Source organism: Paraburkholderia sp. RL17-381-BIF-C, assembly GCF_046026435.1.
GTDB lineage: Bacteria > Pseudomonadota > Gammaproteobacteria > Burkholderiales > Burkholderiaceae > Paraburkholderia.
The window spans coordinates 1-19,492 of sequence record NZ_JARESX010000014.1; the positions used below are offsets into that span (position 1 = coordinate 1).

The following is a 19,492-nucleotide window of genomic DNA, read 5'->3' on the forward strand; positions in this document are numbered from 1 at the left end:
TGCGGATCTGGATTTCCTGGTGGGATCGAGCGGTGCGCCGGTGCCGCGCGACTCGCACTGATCCTGAACTGGCAGCGGATGCTATCCATGACACCTGACACCCATTCTTCACCGAGCGGAATCTGGCCTGTCCTCTACGCCTTCTTCGACTCCCGCAACCAGTTGGATCGCGAAGCGCAAAGAATTCAGATCAACGCGACGATCGCGGCGGGCGCGCGGAGCATCGTCATACTCGGTCTCGCGACCGAGGTAAACCGGTTGACGCTCGAAGAGAAACATCGCCTGATCGACTGGGCCAGCGAAGACATCGCGGCACGTGTCCCGCTCGTCGTGACGATCACGGGCGACACCGTGGACGCGCAAGTCGCGCTGGCTAACTACGCCGTTGAACGCGGTGCTTCCTGGCTGATCCTTCAGCCTCCGTCGATGCGCGACAAACCGGAGTCGTTCTATTTCGACTTCTTTGCCGCGGTGATGCAGCGCACACACGCCCCCGCAGGCATTCAGAACGCCCCGGAATATCTGGGCGTCGGCCTGTCAGCGGAATCGATTGTGACGCTTGCGAGTCAATGCCCCAACTTCCGCCTGCTTAAAGGCGAGGGACCGGCGACAACGATTCAGCACACCGTCGACCGGCTGCGCGGGCTCGGTCACACGTTACCGGTCTTCAATGGCAGAGGTGGGCAAGAACTTGTCGACAACCTGCGAGCCGGATGTGCGGGACTGATCGTAGCGCCAGACACCTTCGACCGGCAGGTCGCGATACACCGGGCATTCGCTAACGGACTCGAACGGGAAGCCGAAGCACTGTACGCGCAAACGTTGCCGGCTATCGTCTTTGTGATGCAGTCGCTCGACGCGCTCACGTGCTACGGCAAACGGATCGCCGCGTGGCGCATGGGCTTCGACGTGCAGCACGATCGCGGCGTCGCGCCGACGGCGTTTGGGCTGGAATGCGCGCGGCGCTTCGCCATGCAGCTCGGTCCCTTCGGCTAACGAAAAACCGCACACGCCGGCTAGAAACGCCAACCTTCCGCCACTTACACCCGTGCCGCGCAAACCTGCGCGGGCCCTCGGCAACGGCGTCATCACGCGCCAGGCATTGCCGCCCTCGAGCAATGCTTCAGAACTGAAAAGCAAAGCATAAATAACTGTTTGTCATCGCAATGCGAATCGGCCTTTAATAACAAACTCGCCTTCGCGAGGCACCGCCTTTTGCCGATACAAATTCGCCGTCCGGATCGCTGGGCAAAATGAAGCCGCCCTGAGGTGTGTTGACCCGTACTGGCTCCATCTCGGAGCAGTCCTTTTTCACGGCTTATCTGGGACCAACCGACATGGCTGATGTCACCTATTCACGCAACGGCTATGCCGCTTCGCCCCGGTTTTACCGGGGCGTTTCGAAACGCACGCTCTACAGGTGGCTTTCGTGGGCCGTTCCAGCACTCGTGCTCGTGCTGTGGCAAGTCGCGGCGCGCATTGGACTGATTGCGCCACAGGTTCTCCCGGCTCCGAGCAGCGTAGCCGCAAGCGCGTTGGATCTGGCCAGAAACGGTGATCTCTTCATTCACCTCGGCGTGTCGCTATTGCGTGCCGCTACGGGATTTGCAATCGGTGGAACGATCGGACTCGCGCTCGGCATTCTGGTCGGCTTCTCGCCGCTCGCTCAGGCGCTGCTGGATCGTTCGATCCAGATGGTGCGCGCAATTCCTTTCCTCGCGATGCTGCCGCTCGTCATCGTCTGGTTCGGCGTGGGCGAGGCGGCGAAAATCTTTCTGGTCGCGCTTGCCGTGCTCTTCCCCATCTACATCAACACCATGCTGGGCATTCGCCAGATTGATCCGAAGCTGATGGAACTCGCGAAGGTGATCGGCTTGAACCGGAGCGCGGTCGTGCGGCGCATCATTCTGCCTGGCGCGATGCCGTCGATCCTGACGGGCGTGCGTTACGCACTCGCCCATGCCTGGCTCGCGCTCGTCATTGCGGAAACGCTTGCGACAACGAAAGGCATCGGCTTTCTGGCCATGGATGCCCGCGAATTCCTTCAGACCAACGTCATTCTGTTGACCATCATCATCTACGCGATCGTCGGCGTCGTGGCGGACGCGCTGGTGCGGTTGCTCGAAGCGCGCTTCCTCTCATGGCATGCGAATTACGCCAAAGGAGCACGCCAGTGAGCCTCGATCTTGCACTGCCCCAGGATGCCGCCGTTCAGGCGCTCAATGAGGAACGGGTGAACCGCTCGCCGCTCGCCGTATCGGTGCGCGGTCTGCAACGCAGCTACGGCACGCGTGTCGTCATCGATGCGCTGGATCTCGATATCCGCGAAGGTGAATTTGTCGCGCTGCTCGGAGAAAGCGGTTGTGGCAAGACCACCCTGTTGCGTGCGCTGGCCGGGCTCGATCTACCCGACGCCGGCCAGATCCGTGCGCCCGAACGGCCTTCCGTCGTGTTCCAGGAGCACCGCCTGCTGCCTTGGGCGACGCTGTGGGAGAACGTCGCGCTCGGTCATGAAACGACGATCGGCCGTGCGGGAGCGGCGCGTGCGTTGGCCGAAGTCGGACTCTCCGGCCGGGAAGACGACTGGCCGCGCAATCTCTCCGGCGGTCAGGCGCAACGCGTGGCGCTGGCGCGCGGCCTCGTGCGCGATCCCGCGCTGCTGCTGCTCGATGAACCGTTCGCGGCGCTCGACGCGCTCACGCGCATCAAGATGCACGGACTCGTCAAGGAACTCGTCGCGCGCCATCACCCTGGCGTGCTGCTCGTCACGCATGACGTCGACGAGGCGCTCACGCTCGCCGACAGGATTCTTGTCATGCGCGCGGGGCGCATCGCGGCGTCCTTCCAACCCAACAACCACACGCCGCAGGCACTGCGGCCAATCCTGCTCGACGAGCTCGGCGTTCAGTCTCACTGAGCGCTTTTCCGCATGACTCCAAGGAACTGACAAGGATGAACGATTCTTTACTGAGCCGCCGCCAGTTGTTGCGCGCGGCGGGTGGCCTGCTGGCCGGCGCCGCCGCCAGCGGACTGTTTCCGGCTCGCGCCGCCGAGCCGCGCAAGCTGACCCGCAACACCGATACGGTTCGCGTCGGCTGGGGCTACGGCGCCCTGCCGGACATCGCCAAACAGCGCGGTGTGTTCGAAAAGACACTGGCTGCAAAGGGCATCAAGGTCGAATGGGTCGGGCCGTTCCCCAACCATGCGCCGTCGATTCAGGCGGTCGTCGGCGGCAGCGCGGATTTCGGCTTCTGGGGATCGACGACGCCGGCGCTGGCCGCGATGCTGGCCGGCTCCCCTCTCGTCTTCAACGCGTTCGACATCTATTCGCCGCGCTCGACCGCGATCATCGTGAAGAAATCGAGCGGTATCAATTCGGTCGCCGATCTCGTGGGCCGCAAGGTCGCGGTCAATCGTTCGGGACTGGGCGAATTCCTGTTGATTGCCGCGCTGGAGAAGCATCACATCGACCGCAGCAAGGTCGAGTTCGTCTACCTGAATCCGCCCGATGCCGCGCCGGCGTTTGCGCAAGGCGTAGTGGACGCGTGGTCGATGTGGTCGCCGGCCGTGGACATCGCACGCCATGCCAACGACGCGAAGGACATTTTCAACGAAGGACGCGACCTCGATTTCCTGATCGATTACAGCTCGCTCGTGACACGCCGAAAATTTACCGAAGAGAATTCCGAGCTGATTCGCGCGGTGATCGATGCGTACTACGTCGAAGGCGCGTGGCAGTCGGCACATTCCGCCGAATCCGAACAGCTCGTGCAGCAGGAAGCCAGATATCCGGATCAGGTGCGCGACTATCTGACGAGCCTGAAGCGCGTGAACCAATTCCACGAACCGGACGACGCCGCGTTCATCGCGCAGTTCCAACGTGCCGCCGATTGGCTCGCGGAACGCAAGATCATCAAGTCGCGAATCAAGGTCGCGGACTACAGCGTGAAGGTTTGATAGGACATACGATGGCAACCAGACTCGTCTCACCCTTGTCCGCCACACTCGGTTTCGCCGATGCGCTAACCCATATCGCAGCGACCGCGGTGGAGCGGGAACGCAATCACCGTTTGCCGCATGAGGAGATCGCGACGCTCAAGGCGCTCGGCTTCGGCGCGCTGCGCCTGCCTGCGCAGGCCGGCGGCCGCGGTGTGTCGTTGAGCGAACTTTTCGTCGTGGCGCGCGACGTTGCGGCAGCGGATTCGAACATCGCCCACGCGTTCCGCAATCATCTGTGGCAAGTCGAAGCGGCGCTCAGACGCCGGGATCACCCGTTCCATGCGCACGTTCTCGATCTGACGGGCAAGAACAAAACCGTTGGCCTCAGCTTCACCGACAGCGACGCCGTGGCGGCGGGCGCGCGTCCGAGCCAGGTGCTGAGCCGGCTCGAATGGGACGAAGCGCGCCGCGCGTATATCGGCTCTGGCGAGAAGGTCTACGCGACCGGCAACCTCTACAACGACGCATTCGTTGGACTCGCGGTGGAAAGCCGTGAGGGCCGAACCGTGCAATACGTGCTCGACCGGGGCCAGGGTGTCGGCAACGATGACGACTGGCAGGGATTTGGTCAGCGCCTGACGGGCTCGGGTACGGCGAAGTTTCATGCCGTGACGGTGCCCGCGGCGCACGTGTATCCCACAGACCCACCGCGCGGCGAAGAAGCGGCGCCGTGGGGCTACACCTTTCATCAGGTCTATCTGACCAACTGCATTGCAGGCATCGTGCGGCGGGTCGCGTTGGACGCCGTCGAGGTGTTGCGCGCACGCGGGCGCAACTTCTATCACGGCGACGCGGCGCATCCCAGCGACGAGCCGGTACTGCAAACGCTGCTTGGCCGGATTCGCGCCTACGCCGCCAGCGTCGAGGCAACCGCCGATCGTGCCGTAGCGGCGCTTCAGCGCACCTGGGACAGCTATGGCACAGCCGACGAATATGACACCACGCTCGCCGCAACGCTCTCGGCGGCGGAAGCCAAGGTCGTGATCGACGATCTCGCCCCGCAGATCGCCAGTTGGCTGATCGATCTCGGGTCGGGCTCGGTCGTATCTCGCGTGGGCGCGCTGGACCGGCATTGGCGCAACATCAAGGTGATTGCTTCGCACAATCCGCGCCTATACAAGGAGCGGTTGCTTGGGCAGAACCTCTTGACCGGACAGCTTCCGCCCACCGGCGCGTTCTTCTGATTGAACACCGGATCGCGCGCGATCCGGAAACGGTTGCGCTCAGTTCGAAAGAAGCCGGCGAACGCGCGGCACGACCTCTTCCGCAAAGCTGCGCATGTCGGCTTCGAAAGGCTGGAACTGCAGCATGAAGAGTTCGATGCCCGCGCGGTGAAACGCGGCAACGCGCTGCGCGACGGTGTCGTAATCGCCGACCAGTCCCGCGGCCGTGCCGCCATTCGAGCCGACACGCGGCGATTGCGCGAAGGTCTGGTGCATCACCGCTTTCGGATCGATATTGGCTTTCTGCCGCTCGCGCAGCGGCTTGTCCAGCTCGGCCAGCGCGAACAGATGCGCGAGATGCCCCTCTGCCTGCGCCTGTGTCTCGCGTGCGATCACGAAAGCCGACAGACCGAAACGCAATGCAGCCTGCCCGGCGGGACGCGGACGAGCGGATACATCGTCGATCAGACGCGCGACCTCGTCGTGCGGCTGACCGTTGATGAACCACACGTCGCCGTGCGCCGCCACCAGTTCGCGCGCCGGCTCCGACTCGCCGCCGACATAGATGCGCGGACGCGCGCGAAACGGATCAGCGGGACGCAACTGATATTCGTCGATACGAAAGTTGTCGCCGTGATGATTCACCACTTCGCCGCGCAACAGCGCCGCCACGACTTCGATCCATTCGCGGCCGTAGGCGTAGCGTTCATCGTGCTCAGGAAAGCCAATGCCGGCACGTTCCAGCTCTGGACGATTCCACGCGTTCACCAGGTTGATCGCAAAGCGCCCGCCGCTGATGTGCTCGATCTGCTGAGCCATCTTCGCGAGCACGACCGGATGATAGAGATAAGGCTTGATCGCCGTGATGATCTCGATGCGCGACGTGAGCGCCGCCAATGCAGCCGACGCGGTCCATGCCTCGAGCTGGTCGAGCGAAGGATCATGCGGATTGACAGTGTGTTGAGCGACGAGCACCGAGTCGTAGCCGAGGCGCTCGGCCTCGAGTACAAGAGCCTTGTTGCGCTCCCATGAGGCGTCATAGGGTTCGGCGGGATCCTGCAACGCGGCGCGGCTACCGTGCACGAGCGCCCAGACGCCGAAGCGTGGAAGTTTGACTGACATCGCTTTTGATATTCGGAAGGCGGAAGAGCAAAACGCCCATGCTAACCCTGCCCGCGCGCGCGGCCTTCCAATTTCTATCGATATGGAAGTGACGGAAAGGCATTAAGAAAGCGAGGCGCCTCGCTGCTGGCCAGGAAATCTCGATTGCGATTGCATGGAGCCGGGACGCAACACGCTATCGGGTCAACCCCAGGATGCCGGATACAAGTCGCAGCTCTCTACGCACTACCGCGCATTCCTTGATCTCCGGCAAATAACTGCGGCGTAAGCTGCCTAGGCTTAAACACAGGATGGGACTGCGTCTCCCGTCCATGCAGCGATCAGCGACAGCGGGTGCGCTTCCTGCCGACCAATACACCATGTTTGAAACGCAACACCCGGATGGCGGCACATCATCGGGTATTCGAAGGATTGGCCAATGTTACTGATCGCCGCGTTCATTTCGCTCGTGTTCCTTTACAGTCTGGTGTCGCGAAGACTGGAGAAGACGGCTATCACCGCACCGATTCTGTTCACCGCAGCCGGCGCCCTGCTCGCGATTTTTCCTGAAGCAGCAACCGAGCTAGTGCTCGACCGTAAAGGCTTGCTCCTCGTTGCGGAGCTGGGGCTTGTCATGACGCTCTTCACGGACGCCTCACGCGTCAGCCCGGGGATGTTGAAGGGCCATACGAACCTGCCAGTCCGCCTACTGAGCATCGGCATGCTGCTAACGATCGTGCTCGGCGCACTATGCGCCATGGTCGTTTTCCGAACGATTTCCTGGTGGGAGGCCGGCATTCTCGGCGCGATTCTCGCACCGACCGATGCCGGGCTCGGTCAGGTGATCGTGAACAGCGAGCTGGTGCCACAACGGATCCGTCAGGCGCTGAATGTCGAGGCAGGGCTCAATGACGGGCTCGCAGTCCCCTTCATGATGTTTTTCATTGCACTGGCGGTGGCGCAAGAGACCCACACTGGCGGCGCCGTGTTCGTCAGATTTGTCGTTGAGCAGCTCGGCTACGGAGCGCTTGTTGGACTCGTTATCGGGCTTCTAGGCGGCTGGCTGCTAGGCCTTTCGCGCCGCAAGAAGTGGATGGCCGAGCCGCTGGCCCAACTCGGTGTGGTGACGCTGCCACTCGCTTGCGTGCTGGCTTCGGACGCCGTCGGCGCGAGTATGTTCATCGCGGCTTTCGTGGCAGGACTCGCCACTCAAGTGGGCTTTAACGAGGTTGGCAAACATAGCGTCGAGTTTGCCGAAGATTGGGGCCAACTTTTCAACCTGTTCGTGTTCTTTCTCTTCGGTCTGGTCGTTAGCCGGGTGTGGGCGCACTTCAGTCTCGTCGTGGTGATCTACGGCGTACTGAGCCTGACATTGATTCGCATGGTGCCGGTAGCGATTGCGCTGATAGGCACGCACCTCAGCCGTCCGACCGTCTTGTTCATGGGTTGGTTCGGTCCGAGGGGGCTTGCGTCCATCGTCCTTGCACTGGTTTATCTCGAAGGAGAATTGAATCTGCCGGCCGAATCCATTATCAAACAAGCCGTCATGGCGACCGTACTGTTCAGCATTTTTGCCCACGGGATCACAGCACTAGTGGGCACGCGACGCTACGCAAAAGCGATTACTCCCTTGAGCAGCAGTGCGCCGGAGCATGAGACGGTCGCGCCCGCTGTGGAGTATGTTGAGGATGCCTGAGGCATCTAAGGCATAACCCGACAGCCAGATTGAATTGTCGAGCAAACGCATGATGGTTGAATCCAGCCCGACTATCAGCATCTCGGCCTTATTTGCCGTAGATTTCGTGCCCACGCTGCTTTCTATGCTCGTGGCGAATGTCGGTACCCCGAACGACATAGACGACGGATTCCGCGATGTTGGTGGCATGGTCGCCGATACGCTCGATGGATTTCGCAATCAACAGGTAGTCGAGCCCAATCCGGACTGTCCGGGGGTCTTCCTTCATGGAGGTGACAAGCTTGACTACGCCGGCCCGAAATTCGGCGTCGATGGCTTCGTCGTCGCGGACAATCTGTGCGGCCGCCGTTGCATCCATGCGCGCAAATGCGTTGAGCGCTCTGCGAAGCATCTGCGTGGCCATTTCCCCAGAAGTCTTGATTTCAGCGATATTGAGTTTCCACGCGCCCGCATCCACGGCGACGCGGCGAGTTCGCTTCGCTATCTTGCGTGCCTCGTCGCCAACACGCTCAAGGTTGGCTGCGCACTTCAACGTCGCCATCAGAAGGCGCAAGTCGGAGGCTGCCGGCTGCCGGCGGGCAATCACGTTGACCACTTCGTCGTCGATCTCTATTTCCATGAGATTGAGCCGGCGTTCAGCATCGCCAACATGCTCGATAAGCGCCAGATCGAACGATTTCAGCGCTTCCAGCACGCACGCTATCTGTGACTCGACCAACCCGCCCATTTCGAGCAGCTTCGTGGAGACCCGAGCGAGTTCGGTATCAAACCTGCTTGAAAGATGCTTGTCTGGCATGATCTGCTCGACTAGAAGTGGCGATGCTGTGCCGACGCGGGTTGCCTGCAGCACAGCAAGCGCCGCGTTACGATTTTGCGGGTCGACCGGTTTTAACTGTTTCGACAGCCGAAATCGCCTCAAGCAGGCGTTTCATTGATGCCGTCTCGAGCAGAACCAAGCCCGCTCGCAGAAGCTCACTCTTCTTCACCGACACGCCCGCGTCCAGGCACTTCTGTTTCAGTGCCGCAATCTTTTCATAGTCGGACTTCGGCATTGTGAAGCTGTCACGTACGACCTTCTCCTTCTTTTGACGCTGCGCTTTTTCCTCTACGGCTATCTCGATTGGTGTGGCTTCCTGCGGCACCACACGCTTTTGTTTCTTCGCCTTTGTCGGAGCAGCCCGAGTATCGGCGGCTACCGCTTCCGGCGCTTCCGCCTGCCTCTCCTCGGGTAGCGCATGGCCATTGGCATGCTTCGGAAAGTGAGAGGCCTTCTTCGTCGCCTTCCTGACGCGGGGTTCAATCATGGTCAACTCCAGATTTAACAAACGATATAAACAGTATATACCGTTTAAGAAATCTTTCCTGGCAGCAGGATGAATGGTCCCGACGCGCCGCATGAGCCGAAAACTGTCCACAGAATCTGTTCGCAAGGCTGTGGACAACACATGGGCAAGCTCGACAAGTCGTTGATAGGACAGCTTTTGTGTGACGCGCGCTATACACGGGCGAGGATCAGGGCCGGATGACTTTTTTACTATGGAGTAGGCACACCGCGTACTGGAAGATTGCTCAGTATGTTCAGACAAGTCGACGACAACTGACATGCGTCAACCATAGGCCGATTCAATTTGCGCGCAGGCCGGCAACGTCGTCTAATCGACTTCCCGCTGGCTTGCATCCCTCTCTTTGAACGCCAGGAGCACGTAATGGCCGACCTCAACTTTGACGACGTCGTCAAGGCAATTGCATCTGACACCAACACCCCGACCGAGACCGTATCGAGGATGTACGCTGAGACGTGGGCCCAATACAGTGACGGGGCGCGCGTGCTGGACTATCTGACGGTTCTCGTCGCTAAACGCGTCCGCGAAAATCTGCGTGGAATCGCGCAAGACAGGCACTAGCCGACGGCCACAAGATCTACCTGAGCGTTTCGCGGCGCCCGACTTCCACAGGTGGTCTGTTGTTGAAGAAGACAGACCAGTTCGGCTCGACCGACTCTCGAAGTCTTTCGGCCGCCTGTCGGCATACCGTCATTCTGATTGATCAGTTTTCCTCTATTAGCGCGCGTCGAACTTAGACGCGTACTTCTGCCTTTTAAACGCGGCCACCACGAACTCAATGAACACCCGCGTCTTTGCCGGAAGCAGTTTCTTGTTCGGGTAATAGAGCGAAATCGGACCCTGCTCGGCGTACCAGGCCGGCAGCAAACGCACCAGCGCGCCGCTCGATAGCCAGCGGAACGCGTGGGGCATCGGCAGAAACGCGACGCCGTAGCCGAGAATTGCCGCGTGCGCGATCGCCTCAGGGTCATCCAGGATGATGCGCGTTCGACACTCCGCCTGGCATTGTTCGCCAACCTGGTTCTTGAGCGTCCACACCCTGAGGCGTCCGGTCTCGGCCGAGCGACGCACGATCCCTTCGAATTGGCTGAGTTCCGACGGGTGTTTCGGCATCGTGCGGCTCGACATGTACGCAGGAGACGCGGCGACGATCACATGCGTGCGCGCAAGTTCACGCGCTACGATCCCCGGTGTCAGTTCTATTCCGCCCCCGATAGCCACGTCGAAGCCGCCGGCAATCAGATCGACAGGCCGGTTGTCAAAATGCCAGTCCGGTACGATCGCTGGATATAAATCGAGGAATTCGCCGAGCAGCGGCACCAGATACTCACGGCCGAATGCGAGTCCCAGGCTAACCTTGAGCGTCCCGGCCGGTTTTCCGTCTTGCGTGACGACATTGGCGAACGCATCCTGCAAGGCCGTAAAAGGCTGGGTGACGTCACTCAGAAACTGCTCGCCGGCTGCGGTCAGCGTGAGACTGCGTGTGCTGCGCTGGAACAGCCGCAGTCCAAGCGTCGCCTCCAGTCTCGCCACGTTTTTGCTGACCGCGGCCGGCGTCAGACCCAGTCGACGAGCCGCCGCGGAGAAACTCCCGTGCTCTGCGCTGAGAAGAAACGATTCGACCAGGTTGAGCGCTTCCATATCATTTGATACAAGTGGTTGAAAGAGATAGTCTAGATCACCCGCTACTCAAGCTTGAATGTCAGGACGATACTCCTTTCATCAACTCTTCTGGGAACACAACATGACTTCGAATCTGACTGGCAAAGTGGCGTTCGTGACCGGCGGCGGCCGTGGGATTGGCGCGGCGATCGTGCGGCGCCTCGCGCAAGACGGCGCAGCTGTCGCCTTCACCTACAAAGGCTCGGCGGCCACCGCCAATGCACTTGCTCAAAGCATTGCGGACAGCGGCGGACGAGCCATTGCGCTGCAGGCGGACGCCGGCGACGCCAGCGCTTTGACCCGCGCCATCGACGAGGCCGCTGCGAAGTTCGGCAAGATCGACATCCTCGTCAACAACGCAGGCGTTCTTTTGATGGGCCCGGTGGACACCTTCTCGCTGGAAGACTTCGACACCACGCTTCAGGTCAACGTCCGTGCGGTGTTCGTCGCCATCAAAGCTGTTCTGCCGCATATGGGCAATGGCGGCCGTATCGTGAACATCGGTAGCTGCAATGCCGAGCGCATGCCGTTCGCCGGCGGCGCGGCCTATGCGATGAGCAAGTCCGCCCTGCAAGGGCTGGTTCAAGGGTTGGCCCGCGATCTCGGGCCGCGGGGAATTACGGTCAACAACGTTCAGCCGGGCCCGACCGATACGGATATGAATCCCGAGTCCGGCGACTTCGCCACTGCGCTGCACGGCCTGATGGCGATCCAGCGCCACGCGCATCCCGACGAAATTGCCGGCATGGTTGCCTATGTGACCAGCCCGGAAGCGGGATTCGTCACCGGCGCGAGCCTGACCATTGATGGCGGCTTCAACGCCTAAGCGCACGAGGTGTTGCGCAACGAGCCGCCCCGCCCGTGTCCTACGGTGAGGGGCGGACTCGTTAGCCCTTCGGCGTCGTGCCGACACGCCTCGGCGCGCGCAAGAAATCGAAATCGACGCCCTGGTCGGCCTGCAACACGGTGTCGAGGAACAGCTTCTGATAGCCGCGCTCGGCTGTCGGCATATCGATGAGCGCGGCCCCCGCGCGGCGCGCCAGTTCGGTGTCCGATACGAGCAGCGCAATTTCGCGGGCGGGTACGTTCAGCCGGATGCGGTCGCCGTTCTGCACATGCGCCAACGGGCCGCCGACGGCCGCCTCGGGCGTCACGTGCAGCACGATGGTGCCGAAGGCGGTGCCGCTCATGCGCCCGTCGGATATCCGCACGATGTCCTTCACACCCGCGCGCGCGAGCTTCTTCGGGATGGGAATGTAGCCGGCTTCAGGCATCCCCGGTGCGCCTTTCGGGCCGATGTTCTTCAATACCAGAATGTCGTCGGCCGTGACATCGAGATCGTCCGAGTCGATACGCTCAGCCATGTCCTTGACGTTCTCGAACACGACCGCGCGTCCCTCGTGCTGCATGAGCCGGGCATTGGCGGCCGATTGCTTGATGATCGCGCCGCGAGGCGCGAGGTTGCCCGTCAGAACGGCAATGCCGCCTTGCGGATAAATCGGGTCGGCGATGGTGCGCACCACGTTCTGCTCGAAGCCGGGGCCGGCCAGTTCGATCTCCTCGCCCAGTGTGCGGCCAGTCACCGTCATCGCATCGAGCTTGAGCAGCGGCTTGAGTTCGCGCAGCAACGTCGCCATGCCGCCGGCATGATGAAAGTCTTCCATGTAGTGCTGGCCGGATGGTTTCAGGTCCAGCAACACCGGCGTTTCGCGGCCCATGCGGTCCAGTGCCTGCAGATCGACATCCAGTCCCATGCGTCCCGCTATGGCGGTCAGGTGAACGATCGCGTTGGTCGAGCCGCCGATCGCCAACAACACGCGTATGGCGTTCTCGAATGCATCGGCGGTGAGGATCCTGTCGATGGTCAGGCCGCTCCGCGCCATCCGCACGGCCTGGGCGCCCGTCTCCTCCGCGATGCGGATACGGTCCGCGGTCACTGCCGGCGGCGATGCGCCGCCCGGCACGGTCATCCCCAACGCTTCGGCCACGCATGCCATGGTGCTGGCGGTGCCCATCACCGAACAGGTGCCCACGCTCGCCACCAGCTGATTGTTCACGGCGGCGATTTCCTGGCTATCGATCTCGTCCGCGCGAAATTGTCCCCAGTAGCGCCGGCAATCGGTGCACGCCCCGACACGCTCGCCACGGTGAGAGCCCGTCAGCATGGAACCCGTGATCAGCTGGATGGCGGGAATGTTCGCCGATGCAGCGCCCATTAACTGCGCCGGCACGGTCTTGTCGCAACCGCCGATCAGTACGACCGCGTCCATCGGCTGGGCGCGGATCATCTCCTCGGTATCCATCGACATCAGGTTGCGCAGGTACATGCTGGTCGGCTGCGAAAAACTCTCATGGATGGAAATGGTCGGGAAATCCATCGGCAAGCCGCCAGCCAGCATCACGCCGCGCTTGACCGCCTCGATCAATTGCGGCGCGTTGCCATGGCACGGGTTGTACGCGCTGCCGGTGTTGGAGATGCCGACTACCGGCCGATCCAGCGCTTCGTCCGTGTAACCGGCCCCTTTGATGAAGGCTTTGCGCAAGAACAGCGAGAAGCCGCTGTCGCCATAGTTCGTGAGACCTTTGCGGATTCCGGTGGCCGGTGCGGTGAGCGATTCTTCTGGTTTGGTCTTGGACATGGGGATACCCGGCGAAAGAATGAGTGGCAAAGGGGCCAGGCAGGTGCGGGAAGCGATGCTGCGCACCCGCGTGGCGGGACAACATTCACATTCATTATCGAAAATGCGGGACAACACAAGAACGCACTGTTGATATTTTCAAACAACAAAGATTTTTCTGGTCGGCGCGAGCGCTGCATCGAACCAGCGGTCCGCCACCGAGCGGGGTTGACCGCTCGCCTATCGAGCACCGCCACATCCCGCCTCATCGTCATTTCAACAATACTTGAAATGTAGAAACAAAACCTCTATCGTTCGGGTATGGACTCAAACCTCGTTGTACGCGCCTTGAGCGCGCTTGCCCATGAATCGCGCCTCGCGATCTTCCGGCTGCTGGTCGTAGCCGGCCCGGACGGCATGGCTGCCGGCGAAATCGCCCAGCAGCTCGGGCTTTCCCCTTCCAGCCTTTCGTTTCACCTGAAGGATTTGTCACATGCAGATCTGGTGACGCCGCGACAGGACGGACGGTTCGTCATCTACACGGCGAACTTTGACGCCATGACCGGTTTGATCGGCTTCCTGACCGAGAACTGTTGCGCGGGAGAGACCTGCGCGGCGAGCACTCTCCCAGGCTGCTGCGCAGACAAAGCATGAAGCGTGGCCGCAACCCTATCGCGGTTGCGAATCTGAGCGACAACAGCCGGCTTTACCTTGCCCTGTTCGATCACAACGCGATTCAGACAGCAATCCCTGACGTTGGCGCAAGCCGTGTAGAGGAATTTAATGAGCAGCACTAATACAGCGGCCGGCGGCGAACGACCGGCTATCGGTTTTTTCGAGCGTTACCTGACGGTCTGGGTCGCGCTCTGCATCGTTGGTGGCATCCTCCTTGGCCAACTGCTTCCCCTGCTCTTCCAGGCAATCGCCCGCATGGAAGTGGCGCAGGTCAATCTGCCGGTCGGTGCACTCATCTGGGTGATGATCATCCCGATGCTGGTCAAGATCGACTTTGCGGCGATGTCCCAGGTCAAGAGCCAGTGGCGCGGCATTGGTGTCACGCTGTTCGTGAACTGGTTCGTCAAACCATTCTCAATGGCGCTGCTCGGCTGGATTTTCATCCGTCATGTGTTTGCGCCGTGGCTTCCCGCCGATCAACTCGACAGCTATATCGCAGGCCTGATCCTGCTGGCCGCCGCGCCCTGCACGGCGATGGTGTTCGTCTGGTCGCAACTCTGCAAGGGCGATCCGTATTTCACGCTTTCGCAAGTCGCCCTGAACGACTCCATCATGATCGTAGCTTTTGCGCCGCTTGTTGCGCTGTTGCTCGGCCTGTCCGCGATCACGGTGCCGTGGGATACGCTGCTCATGTCGGTCGGACTCTACATCGTGATCCCCGTGGTGCTCGCCCAGTTTCTGCGCCGGCATTTGCTGGCCGGGGGCGACGCGCATTTCCGCCAGGCGGTCGCACGCATGGGCCCCTATTCGATCAGCGCCTTGCTCGCGACACTCGTGCTGCTGTTTGCGTTTCAGGGGCAAGCGATCATCCGGGAGCCGCTCGTTATCGCCATGCTCGCGGTGCCGATCCTCATTCAGGTGTTCTTCAACTCCGGCCTTGCGTACCTGTTGAACCGCCGGCTCGGCGTCGCGCATTGTGTTGCGGGGCCGTCCAGTCTGATCGGCGCCAGCAATTTCTTCGAACTGGCCGTCGCCACGGCAATCAGCCTGTTCGGGTTTCATTCCGGCGCGGCGCTCGCCACGGTGGTCGGTGTGCTGATCGAGGTGCCGGTGATGCTGTTCGTCGTCGGCATTGTCAACCGTTCTCAGCACTGGTACGAAGCGAAACACATCAGCAATGGGGAACCGCTATGAACGTCACGATCTATCACAATCCCGACTGCGGCACGTCGCGCAACACGCTGGCCATGATCCGCAATGCCGGGATCGAACCGGAAATAATCGAGTACCTGAAGACCCCGCCTGAGCGGGAGACACTGAAGCAGCTCATTGCTCGCGCCGGCTTGACCGTACGCGCTGCGCTGCGCGAAAAGGGCACGCCCTACGCGGAACTCGGTCTGGGCGATGCATCCCTGAGCGATGAGCAGTTGCTCGACGCCATGCTGGAACATCCGATCCTGATCAACCGTCCGTTTGTGATTACGCCGCTTGGTGTGCGCCTGTGCCGGCCGTCCGAGGCGGTGCTCGATATCCTGCCCGCCGCGCAGCAGGGCTCATTCGCGAAAGAAGACGGCGAGCAGGTTGTCGATAGCGAAGGGCGGAGGCTCCTTTAATGACGCAGGATCTCCCCAACGTCAGCGCGCCGCACCTCGACACGCCGGATCTGCGCAAGCTCGAACCGGGCACGGTTTCGCAACACGCACCTCGAATCCTGCTGCTGTACGGCTCGTTACGCGCCACCTCATATAGCCGGCTTCTCACATTCGAAGCCGAACGCATCCTGCGCCATTTCGGCGCGGAAACCCAGGTTTTCGATCCACACGGTTTGCCACTAGTGGACAGCGTGCCGGCCGACCATCCGAAGGTGGTCGAACTGCGCGAACTCTCGGAATGGTCGGAAGGACAGGTCTGGTGCAGCCCGGAACGTCACGGCACGCTGACGGCCGTATTCAAGAACCAGATCGACTGGCTACCGCTCGAAAGCGGCGGCGTTCGCCCAACACAAGGCCGTACGCTCGCGGTGATGCAGGTGTGCGGCGGCTCGCAGTCGTTCAACGCCGTGAACGCGTTGCGCATTCTCGGCCGGTGGATGCGTATGGTGACCATTCCGAATCAGTCGTCGGTGGCGAAGGCCTGGCAGGAATTCGACGCAACCGGCCGGATGAAGCCCTCGGCGTATTACGACCGCGTGGTCGACGTGATGGAGGAACTGTTCAAGTTCACGCTGCTGGTGCGTGACAGGTCGGACTATCTGACTGATCGCTACAGCGAGCGGAAGGAAGCACACCCGGAGCTTGCCACGACACTCGCGGCCGCCGCCATGAATCAGGAAGCAGCGACCGCCAATGCGGACACCGACGACAATGAAACGGAGTGATCGCGACGCCGGCCGGCGAGCTATCGAGGCATGGGCGCTCGCCGTTGCGCAGTTCGTTCGTGGTGCGGTAAACCGTGACGCCGCGGATCGCTAACTGTCACCGCCGCGGTCGCTATTCTCCCGAATGATCTTCTCGATCAACGCGTCCGCATCGCGCGACACGTTGTCATGCACACGCGTGCTTTGCGTCGGCGCCGGCGTATCGTTGCCGATCAGATGTCCGCTGCGCACGTGCGTATCCACCGACACCTGCATAGACAAGCCGAGCCGCAGCGGATGCGCGGCGAGATCAGCCGGGTCGAGCGAGATCACGATCGGCACGCGCTGCACGACCTTGATCCAGTTGCCGGCGGCGTTCTGCGACGGCAGCATCGAAAACGCGCTACCCGTGCCCGCCGAAAAGCCTTCGACGCGGCCGTGATACACCACCTGCGAGCCGTACACATCCGACACGATGCGCACCGCCTGCCCCACGCGCATGCTGCGAATCTGGCCTTCCTTGAAATTGGCCTCGACCCACAGCCGTTCGAGCGGAATGATCGACATCAACGCGAGACCCGGCCCGACTTGCTGACCGATCTGTACCGAGCGCTGGCCGACCGTGCCGTCGACGGGCGACACGATAGTCGTGCGTTGCAGATTGCGATAGGCAAGGCGCAATTGCGCCGCAGCTTGCAGAACGGGTGGGCTCGCCTCGACCGGGAACTTGCCGCCGAGCGCGCGCGCCGCGTCCAGCTGAACCTGCGCCGAAGCCAGATTCGCCTGCGCCACGGCCACCGCCTCGCGGGCGCGCGCCAGTTCTTCCGGCGACACGACTTCGACTGACGCGTGGTCGCGCGCCGCCAGCGCGCGCTGCGCCAACGCCAGTTCGGCACGGCGCGCGTCGATGGATTGCACGTACAGCTTGCGCGAGATCGTTGCGTTCGCCACCTGCCGCACGGCCAGCGTCAGTTGCGCGCGCGCCTGGGCGAACGCCGCGGCCGCTTCGGCGTCGTCGAGCCTGACGAGCGCCTCACCCGCGCGTACCTGGCGCGTGTTGTCCACCAGAATATCGGTGACAGTACCCGGTATCTGCGCGGCGATCTGGACGATATTGCCGGCGACGTAGGCGTCGTCGGTCTCCTCAAAGAAGCGCGCGCTCAACCCCCACCACGTCGCCCATGCGGCGCCGGCGAGCGCCACCATGCCGAAGAAAATGGCGAAGCGACGCCGGCGCGTCGCACGGATGCGATCGTGCGCGCCGTGCGCTACGTTTGCCGCGTTGACCTGTTCCTCGGTCCAGCCGGCGGCATCATGTGCCTGTTTATCGTTGTGCATTCAATCGAAGTGCGTATCCGTAATGCGCGCGTGAGAGGGAAAAGAAGTCTGATAGTGCGAGAGCGGTGCGCCGGCCACCTTGCGTTCGTCGAAGCCGCCGCCGAGCGCGCCGACCAGCGCAACCTGCAACAGCCTGCGGCGGCCCTGCAGATCGACCTGCTGCGCGCGTTCGTCGAGCAGCGAGAGATCGGCGAGCGTCACGTCCTTCTGCATGCCGATACCGCGCCGGTGCCGCTCCTCGGCAATCGCGACGATGCGTGCGGCCGCATCTACCGCGCGAGTCTGCTCGTTCGTGAGCGTGTCCACCGTGCGCAATGAAGTGAGCTGACGCGCGACCTCGCCGAGCGCTTCGTCGACGGTCTTGTTGTAGAGGCTCACCGTCGCGTCGACATTCGCATAGTCGCCGCCGAGTTGCGCGCGCAGGCGGGTCCGGTCGAACACCGGCAACGAGATGGCCGGGCCGATCGAGCCGGTCATCGCCGCGCGCGAGAACAGCGCGGCAGGCGTCAACGCAGTCAAGCCGGCAAACGCCACGAGATTCACGTCGGGATAGAACTGCGCACGCGTGACATCGACGCTCGCGAGTGCCGCTTCGGCGCGTAACCGCGCCGCCACGATATCGGGGCGACGTCCCAGCAGATCGACCGGCAGTTGCGCCGGCATCGGCGCGTCGGCCCCCGCGGCCAGTTGCGGCCGATGAAGCGACAACCCGCGCTCCGGCCCGCGCCCCGTCATGACGCCGATCTGCAACTCGGTGAGCGTGATGCGCTCGTCGTTGAGCGCCTGCTGCGCGGCGAGCCGGCTTTGCTTGAGCGTTGCATCCGCGGCGTCGTAGGCGTTATCGAGGCCGCGCGCGCTACGTTCGCGCAACACCGCATCGACCCGCTCCGCCGCCTGCTGCTTCTGCCGCAGAATGTCCTGCATCGCGAACGCGCGGTCGAGTTCGCAGTAGAGCGTGACCAGCGCGACTGTCAGCGTGAGCCGCACCTGCTCGGCATCGATCCGTGCCGCGTCGCGCGACGAGAGCAGACCGCGTGAGAGCGCCGCATTCCTGCCCCACAGATCGAGCTGATAGCTCAAGCCCGCGATCAGCGCGGCGGGCGACACCGTCGGGTCGTTGAACACCTGCACCGGAATCTGCTGGCCGCCGACTGAAACGTTGGCCACATCCGCCGGCTGAGGCAAGCGGGTTTTGCTCACGGTCGCCACCGCCGTGCCCGTGAGGCCCGTCAGCGACGCGAACTGTTCGAGCTGCGCCTGCGCGGCGCTCACGCGTGCCTTCGCGACCTGCAGGTCGGGACTATTCTGCAGGGCTTCGGCGACCAGTTCATCCAGTTGCGAATCGCGATACCGCCCGACCCAGTCCGGCGCGGGCCACGCGCCGTGGGTGCCCGGACCAGCGGTTTGCGCGAGCGCATCGGCGGAAGGTTTGCGAGGCTGAACGTTCGCATGCAGACCCGCATCGCTGACGCAGCCGCTCAGTGCCGATGCAATCAGCAGCAAGGCGCACGAATGGCGCATGCGGTGGCGGATGAGGTGGC

Annotated in this window: 19 protein-coding genes; 12 read left to right on the top strand and 7 right to left on the bottom strand. The window is 62.3% G+C overall.

The features are described 5' to 3' along the window. The first annotated feature begins 87 nt into the window (after positions 1–87). From P0D70_RS11405 to P0D70_RS11425, 5 genes are all read left to right on the top strand, one after another. On the top strand, positions 88–996 hold the full coding sequence (locus tag P0D70_RS11405) for a dihydrodipicolinate synthase family protein (protein ID WP_408184634.1): 909 nt from the start codon (positions 88–90) through the stop codon (positions 994–996). A 341-nt stretch (positions 997–1,337) separates the two neighbouring features. After that, positions 1,338–2,177, top strand: coding sequence for an ABC transporter permease subunit (locus P0D70_RS11410; protein ID WP_091792840.1), 840 nt, complete (start codon positions 1,338–1,340; stop codon positions 2,175–2,177). Further along, positions 2,174–2,917 carry an ABC transporter ATP-binding protein gene (locus tag P0D70_RS11415; RefSeq protein WP_408184554.1) on the top strand — a complete coding sequence of 248 codons (744 nt, stop codon included), beginning with the start codon at positions 2,174–2,176 and terminating at the stop codon, positions 2,915–2,917. The genes P0D70_RS11410 and P0D70_RS11415 overlap by 4 nt, the downstream gene beginning before the upstream one ends. Before the next feature lie 35 nt (positions 2,918–2,952). Continuing rightward, on the top strand, positions 2,953–3,957 hold the full coding sequence (locus tag P0D70_RS11420) for an NrtA/SsuA/CpmA family ABC transporter substrate-binding protein (RefSeq protein WP_408184555.1): 1,005 nt from the start codon (positions 2,953–2,955) through the stop codon (positions 3,955–3,957). Between the two features lie 11 nt (positions 3,958–3,968). After that, positions 3,969–5,183: an acyl-CoA dehydrogenase family protein gene (locus tag P0D70_RS11425; protein ID WP_408184556.1), complete on the top strand. Its 1,215-nt coding sequence runs from the start codon at positions 3,969–3,971 to the stop codon at positions 5,181–5,183. A gap of 39 nt (positions 5,184–5,222) precedes the next feature. On the opposite strand, the gene P0D70_RS11430 is transcribed toward P0D70_RS11425, so the two are convergent. Continuing rightward, positions 5,223–6,284: an LLM class flavin-dependent oxidoreductase gene (locus P0D70_RS11430; RefSeq protein WP_408184557.1), complete on the bottom strand. Its 1,062-nt coding sequence runs from the start codon at positions 6,282–6,284 to the stop codon at positions 5,223–5,225. 418 nt (positions 6,285–6,702) lie between these two features. On the opposite strand from P0D70_RS11430, the gene P0D70_RS11435 reads away from it, so the two are divergent. Continuing rightward, positions 6,703–7,959 (top strand): cation:proton antiporter domain-containing protein, encoded by a 1,257-nt coding sequence (locus P0D70_RS11435; protein ID WP_408184558.1) that lies wholly within the window; start codon positions 6,703–6,705, stop codon positions 7,957–7,959. Between the two features lie 88 nt (positions 7,960–8,047). Here the strand turns inward: P0D70_RS11435 and phoU are convergent, their stop codons facing one another. Together phoU and P0D70_RS11445 are read right to left on the bottom strand one after the other, a co-directional pair. Beyond that, on the bottom strand, positions 8,048–8,755 hold the full coding sequence (gene phoU, locus P0D70_RS11440; RefSeq protein ID WP_408184559.1) for a phosphate signaling complex protein PhoU: 708 nt from the start codon (positions 8,753–8,755) through the stop codon (positions 8,048–8,050). 67 nt (positions 8,756–8,822) lie between these two features. Beyond that, positions 8,823–9,263 (bottom strand): hypothetical protein, encoded by a 441-nt coding sequence (locus tag P0D70_RS11445; protein ID WP_408184560.1) that lies wholly within the window; start codon positions 9,261–9,263, stop codon positions 8,823–8,825. 402 nt (positions 9,264–9,665) lie between these two features. On the opposite strand from P0D70_RS11445, the gene P0D70_RS11450 reads away from it, so the two are divergent. Beyond that, complete coding sequence (locus P0D70_RS11450; RefSeq protein ID WP_408184561.1) at positions 9,666–9,863, top strand: DUF3562 domain-containing protein; 198 nt, start codon at positions 9,666–9,668, stop codon at positions 9,861–9,863. A 156-nt stretch (positions 9,864–10,019) separates the two neighbouring features. Here P0D70_RS11450 and P0D70_RS11455 read toward each other — a convergent pair whose 3' ends face one another. After that, a complete protein-coding gene (locus P0D70_RS11455) occupies positions 10,020–10,943 on the bottom strand; it encodes a LysR family transcriptional regulator (protein WP_408184562.1) in 924 nt (307 codons plus the stop codon). Between the two features lie 103 nt (positions 10,944–11,046). Between P0D70_RS11455 and P0D70_RS11460 the strand changes: the two genes are divergently transcribed. After that, positions 11,047–11,790 (top strand): SDR family oxidoreductase, encoded by a 744-nt coding sequence (locus tag P0D70_RS11460; RefSeq protein WP_408184563.1) that lies wholly within the window; start codon positions 11,047–11,049, stop codon positions 11,788–11,790. A 61-nt stretch (positions 11,791–11,851) separates the two neighbouring features. Here P0D70_RS11460 and P0D70_RS11465 read toward each other — a convergent pair whose 3' ends face one another. Continuing rightward, complete coding sequence (locus P0D70_RS11465) at positions 11,852–13,603, bottom strand: IlvD/Edd family dehydratase (RefSeq protein ID WP_408184564.1); 1,752 nt, start codon at positions 13,601–13,603, stop codon at positions 11,852–11,854. 300 nt (positions 13,604–13,903) lie between these two features. Between P0D70_RS11465 and P0D70_RS11470 the strand changes: the two genes are divergently transcribed. From P0D70_RS11470 to arsH, 4 genes are all read left to right on the top strand, one after another. Continuing rightward, entirely contained in the window at positions 13,904–14,236 is a 333-nt protein-coding gene (locus P0D70_RS11470) for an ArsR/SmtB family transcription factor (protein WP_408184565.1), read from the top strand. Positions 14,237–14,365: 129 nt separating this feature from the next. Continuing rightward, positions 14,366–15,451, top strand: coding sequence for an ACR3 family arsenite efflux transporter (gene arsB / locus P0D70_RS11475; RefSeq protein WP_091792829.1), 1,086 nt, complete (start codon positions 14,366–14,368; stop codon positions 15,449–15,451). Further along, complete coding sequence (gene arsC / locus P0D70_RS11480) at positions 15,448–15,870, top strand: arsenate reductase (glutaredoxin) (protein ID WP_091792828.1); 423 nt, start codon at positions 15,448–15,450, stop codon at positions 15,868–15,870. Before arsB ends, arsC begins: the two co-directional genes overlap by 4 nt. Then, the gene (gene arsH / locus P0D70_RS11485) at positions 15,870–16,634 is read left to right on the top strand and encodes an arsenical resistance protein ArsH (protein WP_408184566.1); all 765 of its coding nucleotides are present in this window, start codon (positions 15,870–15,872) and stop codon (positions 16,632–16,634) included. The genes arsC and arsH overlap by 1 nt, the downstream gene beginning before the upstream one ends. 90 nt (positions 16,635–16,724) lie before the next feature. On the opposite strand, the gene P0D70_RS11490 is transcribed toward arsH, so the two are convergent. Next, positions 16,725–17,951: an HlyD family secretion protein gene (locus P0D70_RS11490; protein WP_408184567.1), complete on the bottom strand. Its 1,227-nt coding sequence runs from the start codon at positions 17,949–17,951 to the stop codon at positions 16,725–16,727. Further along, entirely contained in the window at positions 17,952–19,472 is a 1,521-nt protein-coding gene (locus tag P0D70_RS11495) for an efflux transporter outer membrane subunit (RefSeq protein ID WP_408184635.1), read from the bottom strand. Between the last annotated feature and the right edge of the window lie 20 nt (positions 19,473–19,492).